This window comes from Streptococcus mitis, assembly GCF_001074635.1.
Taxonomy (GTDB): Bacteria; Bacillota; Bacilli; order Lactobacillales; family Streptococcaceae; genus Streptococcus; species Streptococcus mitis_E.
The window spans coordinates 1-5,895 of the sequence record NZ_JUQO01000141.1 but is presented as its reverse complement, the minus strand read 5'-3'; the positions used below and the strand labels follow the sequence as shown (position 1 = coordinate 5,895).

2 protein-coding genes are annotated in these 5,895 nt (G+C 45.3%); both read left to right on the top strand.

The annotated features are described in order from the left end of the window. The first annotated feature begins 232 nt into the window (after nucleotides 1-232). Nucleotides 233-4,021 carry an Ig-like domain-containing protein gene (locus ADI58_RS05775; RefSeq protein WP_053092663.1) on the top strand — a complete coding sequence of 1,263 codons (3,789 nt, stop codon included), beginning with the start codon at nucleotides 233-235 and terminating at the stop codon, nucleotides 4,019-4,021. A 1-nt stretch (nucleotide 4,022) separates the two neighbouring features. After that, on the top strand, nucleotides 4,023-5,711 hold the full coding sequence (locus ADI58_RS05770) for an alpha-L-fucosidase (protein ID WP_049521819.1): 1,689 nt from the start codon (nucleotides 4,023-4,025) through the stop codon (nucleotides 5,709-5,711). Nucleotides 5,712-5,895: the final 184 nt, after the last annotated feature.

The window sequence follows — 5,895 nt, the reverse complement described above, 5'->3', positions numbered from 1 at the left end:
TCAAGTACAGCCTGCGGCTAGTTTCCTAGTTTGCTCTTTGATTTTCATTGAGTACAAAGAGCTTGGCAACAGGCTCTTTTTGTATTACCCTTGTAGCTTTGAGGACTAAATCCTACTCCACAAATTATAGAATCTTTTCTGAGGATTTAGGGAGTGATAGAGGAAGTCTTGAAAGCGCTTTTGTTTTGTGCTATAGTCAAGTAAATTGAATCGTTTAAAGAGGAATGCTTGTATGAGAAGAGAAGAAGTTTTACGGCATCACTGGTTTTTTAGTCAGGAGGTGGGGAAAGAAGAAGCCTTGGCGTCGGATTTTCAGAGGGAAAATTGGCAAGCTATTCAAGTGCCACACGACTGGAGTATTTACAATGATTTTGACCAGTATTCGCCAGCGCAAAATGAGGGTGGTCAGTTAAACGGGGGTCAAGCCTGGTACCGGACGCAGTTTTACTTGGAAGAAGATGCCAGTCTTGTATCGGTGCGTTTGCTCTTTGATGGAGTTTACATGAATGCTCAAGTCTATATCAACGGGCAAGTGCTGGGCTATTATCCCAATGGCTATACACCCTTTTCTTATGATATCACCCCTTATCTAAGAAATGATGGGACGGCCAACCAGCTTGCGGTTTTTGTGGAAAATCAGCAACCTAGCAGTCGTTGGTACTCTGGTAGCGGTATTTACCGAGAAGTAAAATTATTGATTACAGATGCAGTTCATCTAGATTTGTATGGGATTAAGATAGTAAGTCCCAAGCTCAAGGAGCAAAGGCAATCTTGGGTGGAAACCCAGCTTGAAAGCAAGGTTTCAAATGATGGGCCTCAGTCCGTGTCGGTGTATTTGGAGCAGAGTATCTGGTATGATGGCCAACAGCTGTCAGACTGGCAGGCGACAGACTCTGTAGTAATTGAGTCTGGGGACAAACATCATTTCCAACAAGCAATATCAATTTTTCAACCCTTGCTTTGGGATATTGCTTCCCCTCACCTTTACCAATTGAAGACTCGTCTTTACAAAAATGGCATTTTGGTTAATGAAGAAGAAGAGACCTTTGGTTACCGCTATATGGATTGGCAAGCGGATAAGGGCTTCTTTCTAAATGGTCGCTGGTTGAAGATTCATGGGGTTTGTCTGCACCATGACTATGGAGCGCTGGGAGCTGTGGAAAACAGATCAGCTGCCGAGAGACGCTTGCGCCAGATGAAGGAAATGGGCGTCAATGCGATTCGAATCACCCATAATCCAGCTAGTAGTATTTTGCTGGATGTGGCTGCCAAAATGGGCTTACTTATCCAAGAAGAAGCCTTTGATACCTGGTATGGAGGCAAGAAAGAATATGATTATGGTCGCTTTTTTGAGGAAGAAGCGACTCATCCAGAAGCGAAAGCAGGCGATTTCTGGTCAGATTATGATTTGCGTACTATGATTGAGCGTGGCAAGAACAATCCATCGATTTTTATGTGGTCCTTGGGAAATGAAGTCAGCGAAGCAAATGGCGATTCTCATTCATTGAGGACGATCAAACGCTTGCTAGAAAGGGTCAAGGAAGTGGATGATAGTCGTTTTGTGACCATGGGAATGGATCAGTTCCGCTTTGGAGATGGGTCTGGAGGTCATGAAAAGATAGCCAATTTGTTGGATGTGGTGGGCTTAAATTACTCGGAAGATAATATTGACGCGATTCGTAAAAGACATCCCAAGTGGCGACTTTACGGGTCTGAAACCTCATCGGCTACCCGAACACGTGATAGCTATTTTCGCCCAGCTAAGGAATGGGTTGGGGATAATCGCCGCGTGAGGAATTTTGAACAGTCGGACTATGGCAATGATCGGGTTCCTTGGGGGAAGACAGTGACGGATTCTTGGATAGCAGATAGGAATCGGCTAGACTATGCGGGTCAGTTTATCTGGACAGGAGTGGACTATATCGGTGAGCCGACTCCTTGGCACAATCAAAATGACACGCCTGTCAAGAGTTCTTATTTTGGGATTGTGGACACAGCAGGGATTCCTAAAAATGACTATTATCTCTATCAAAGTCAGTGGGTGGACCTAGATCAGCAGCCTATGGTTCATATCCTACCCCACTGGAATTGGGAAATTCACAAGAGTTATCAACAAGTTGTGGATAAGTATGGGGATATCCCTGTTCGAGTGTATTCAAATGCTGGTTCAGTAGAGCTATTTCTCAATGGAAAATCTCAAGGCAGGAAGACCTTTCAGGAGAAATGGACTTCAGATGGTAGAAAATACCAAGAGGGAGAAGGTTCTGATCAACTCTATCTTGAATGGCGTTTGGCTTATCAATCAGGAGAATTGCATGCTGTAGCCTATGACCGTCAAGGTCAGATTGTAGCAGAAGATAGGGTGGTAACTGCAGGTAAGCCAGCCAAAATCGGGTTACATGCCGATAAATCACAACTGGAGCCAGATGGGCAAGACCTCCTTGATCTCTATTTTGATGTATTGGATAAATCAGGAAACTGGGTGCCGACTGCTTCCAATCAGCTTCATTTTGAAATTGAAGGGCCTGCTCGCATTGTGGGTGTTGATAATGGTAGGCAGGCCAGTCGTGAACGTTATCAGGCTCAGAAAAATGGTCGGTTTAAGCGGAAAGCCTTTCATGGCAGAGGTGTCCTCTTAGTTCAGAGCTTGGAGCAGGTAGGTCAAGTGAGAGTAAAGGCCAGGGCCAGAGGGCTAGAGCAAGCAAGTTTTGATATCTTAGTGGGAGAGGCTTTTGATTGCCAGCCAGTGAAAAATCAGCGCTTATTTGAGATTCGAGTGGACAAGCAGGCAGAATTACAAGAAGGGGATTCCCCAGCTATTGGACTTTATCCACAAACTGTGGATAACCCTGTGAACAAGGTGGGGAATAGTGAAGTGATTTGGGAGATGAGTGGTAGTGCCCACGCCATTATCAAGCAGGGAGTGCTTCATTGCTTGTCTGCAGGGGACTTGACTATTCGCGCCTTTTATCAAGGGAAGGACTATCAAACTCATTTGCAGGTGGCAGAAAATACCTCACTAGGGCAAGCAGTTTTTGTACGACCACTTCGCTTATATACAGATAGGGGGACTTATCCACAGCTGCCATCTTCAGTCTTGGTGGACTATGAGTCCGGTAGTGTAAAACGAGTCAAGGTTGTTTGGGAAGCAATCTCGGAAGAAGATATAGCAAGCTTTCATGAGTTTACGGTATCTGGTCAGCTAGAGGGTTTGGATTTAAAGGCTTCTGCTCAGGTTTGTGTTCAAGGGATTTGCGCTATTGAGCCTGAAAGGGTTTGGACGCTTGTCAAGGAAGCTCCACACTTACCAGACCGAGTCAAGCTAGTCTTATCAGATGGCAGACGAGATACGGCCAAGGTGACTTGGGATGAACTCGATCCTCAAGTCTATGCTCAGGTAGGAGAATGTGTGCTCACAGGACAGGTAGCGGGCTGTGAGTTGCCAGCAACAGTCACCATTCATGTGACAGATGTCAGTGTAGATGGGGAAGTTATTTCCAATCAGTGGACAGGGTCCAACCTACCTCTGGTCTTTGCTTCCCACTCAGAACCTAATCATCCAGCTTCATATCTCAATGACAAGGTTATTGCTCGGAAGAAATCGACGGCCAATACTTGGATTGCCAAGTCAGAGCAAGCCAGCGTGGGCATTCTGTTTGGAGATGCAGGGATTTTAAAACCGCGATTTGTGGATAATGTGACCTTGTATTATGTTGAAAATCAAGATTACGTGGCGGTGGATCCTACCTATATCGACTATTATGTAGGGAATGAGCCTGCCTTGCCTCGAACTCCCAATCATTTGGATAAGGATTCCCTGCTCAAGCAAGAGGAGAATTGGCAACCTGTATCAGGCATCCGAAAAGTGTCAAGCGACAAGGATGAAGAGCTCCGTTTTGAATTTGACAAGGTGGAAACCTATGCCCTTCGTCTTCGATTTGAAGGCTTGACCAGTCCCCTAGCGCTAACAGAATTGCAAGTGCATGCTAAAAAAGTAAAGAAAAATGTAGATAGGAAGTAGTATGGTAAGAGAAATAAAACCGCATGGGCCCTTGCCTAGTCAGGCTCAGCTAGCTTATTTAGAGGATGAACTAGCAGCCTTTATCCATTTTGGGCCTAATACCTTTTATGACCAGGAATGGGGGACAGGTCAGGAGGATCCTGAACGCTTTAATCCGACAAGGTTAGATGCGCGTGAGTGGGTTCGCGTCCTCAAGGAAACGGGCTTTAAGAAGTTGATTTTGGTGGTCAAGCACCACGACGGCTTTGTCCTCTATCCGACGGCTCACACAGATTATTCGGTTAAGGCCAGTCCTTGGAGGAATGGAGAAGGGGACTTGCTCCTTGAAGTATCCCAAGCTGCCACAGAGTTTGATATGGATATGGGGGTCTACCTATCGCCGTGGGACGCCCACAGTCCCCTCTATCATATGGACCGAGAAGCGGACTATAATTCCTATTATCTGGCTCAGCTGAAGGAGATTTTATCAAATCCTGCCTATGGAAATGGAGGGAAATTTGCTGAGGTCTGGATGGATGGTGCCAGAGGAGAGGGCGCTCAAAAGGTCAATTATGAATTTGAGAAATGGTTTGAAACCATTCGTGACCTGCAGGGCGATTGCTTGATTTTCTCAACAGAAGGCACCAGTATCCGCTGGATTGGCAATGAACGAGGGTATGCAGGTGATCCCCTATGGCAAAAGGTGAATCCTGCCAAACTAGGAACAGAAGCAGAGTTGGACTATCTTCAGCATGGAGATCCTTCAGGAACTATTTTTTCAATCGGTGAGGCAGATGTTTCCATCCGGCCAGGTTGGTTTTACCATGAGGATCAGGATCCTAAGTCTCTTGAGGAGTTGGTCGAAATCTATTTTCACTCGGTGGGTCGGGGAACTCCACTCTTGCTTAATATTCCGCCGAATAAAGATGGGCTCTTTGATGCAAAGGATATTGAACGCCTCTATGAATTTGCCGTTTATCGCAATGAGCTCTATAAAGAAGATTTGGCTCTGGGAGCTAAGGTATCTGGTCCTGCTCTTTCCGCAGACTTTGCCTGTCACCATTTGACAGATGGCCTTAAGACCAGCTCTTGGGCAAGCGATGTAGACTTGCCCATCCAGCTAGAATTAGACTTAGGGTCACCTAAAACTTTCGATGTGCTTGAGTTAAGAGAAGATTTGAAGCTGGGGCAACGAATCGCTGCTTTTCATGTGCAAGTAGAGGTGGATGGTGTCTGGCAGGAATTTGGCAGGGGCTTTACAGTTGGTCATAAGCGTCTCCTGCGAGGTCCGCTAGTAGAGGCACAGAAGGTGCGCGTGATGATTACAGAGTCACAGGATTTACCTGTATTGACCAAGATTTCCCTCTATAAAACTCCTAGATTATCACAAAAAGTAGTTGTTCAGGGTCTAGCATTTGCAGAAAAAAGCCTAGCTGTGGCAAAGGGAGAGACTCTTCATTTTAGGATTGAACGTAGCGAAAGTGATACTCCTTTAGAGGCTAAGATTTCGATTCAACCGGGGACAGGTGTCCATGGTGTCGCCTATCAGGACGAGATTCAAGTCCTTCAATTCCAAGCTGGGGAAAGCAAAAAAGATTTGACCATACCAACCCTGTATTTTGCTGCTGATAAGACCTTGGATTTCTATCTGAATCTGACTATTGATGGACAACTGATTGATCAAGCTCATATTTTAGTTGAAACGAGATAAAATATCTTCACAATTCATTTCCTTTCCGAATAAATAGATAGAGCCATCGAATCTAGTAATCTTAGATTTCAAACTATGGTATAATAGAAGGAGGAAATGGATGATTTTAAGACATCCGGGCATCAGCCCGACCAATGACTTGGTAGCTAAGAAAATCTTTAGCAATCCAGAAATCACTTGTCAA

Coding starts and splice junctions, on each gene's coding strand:
- ADI58_RS05775 (WP_053092663.1), top strand. CDS start 233: ATGAGAAGAGAAGAAGTTTTACGGCATCACTGGTTTTTTAGTCAGGAG.
- ADI58_RS05770 (WP_049521819.1), top strand. CDS start 4,023: ATGGTAAGAGAAATAAAACCGCATGGGCCCTTGCCTAGTCAGGCTCAG.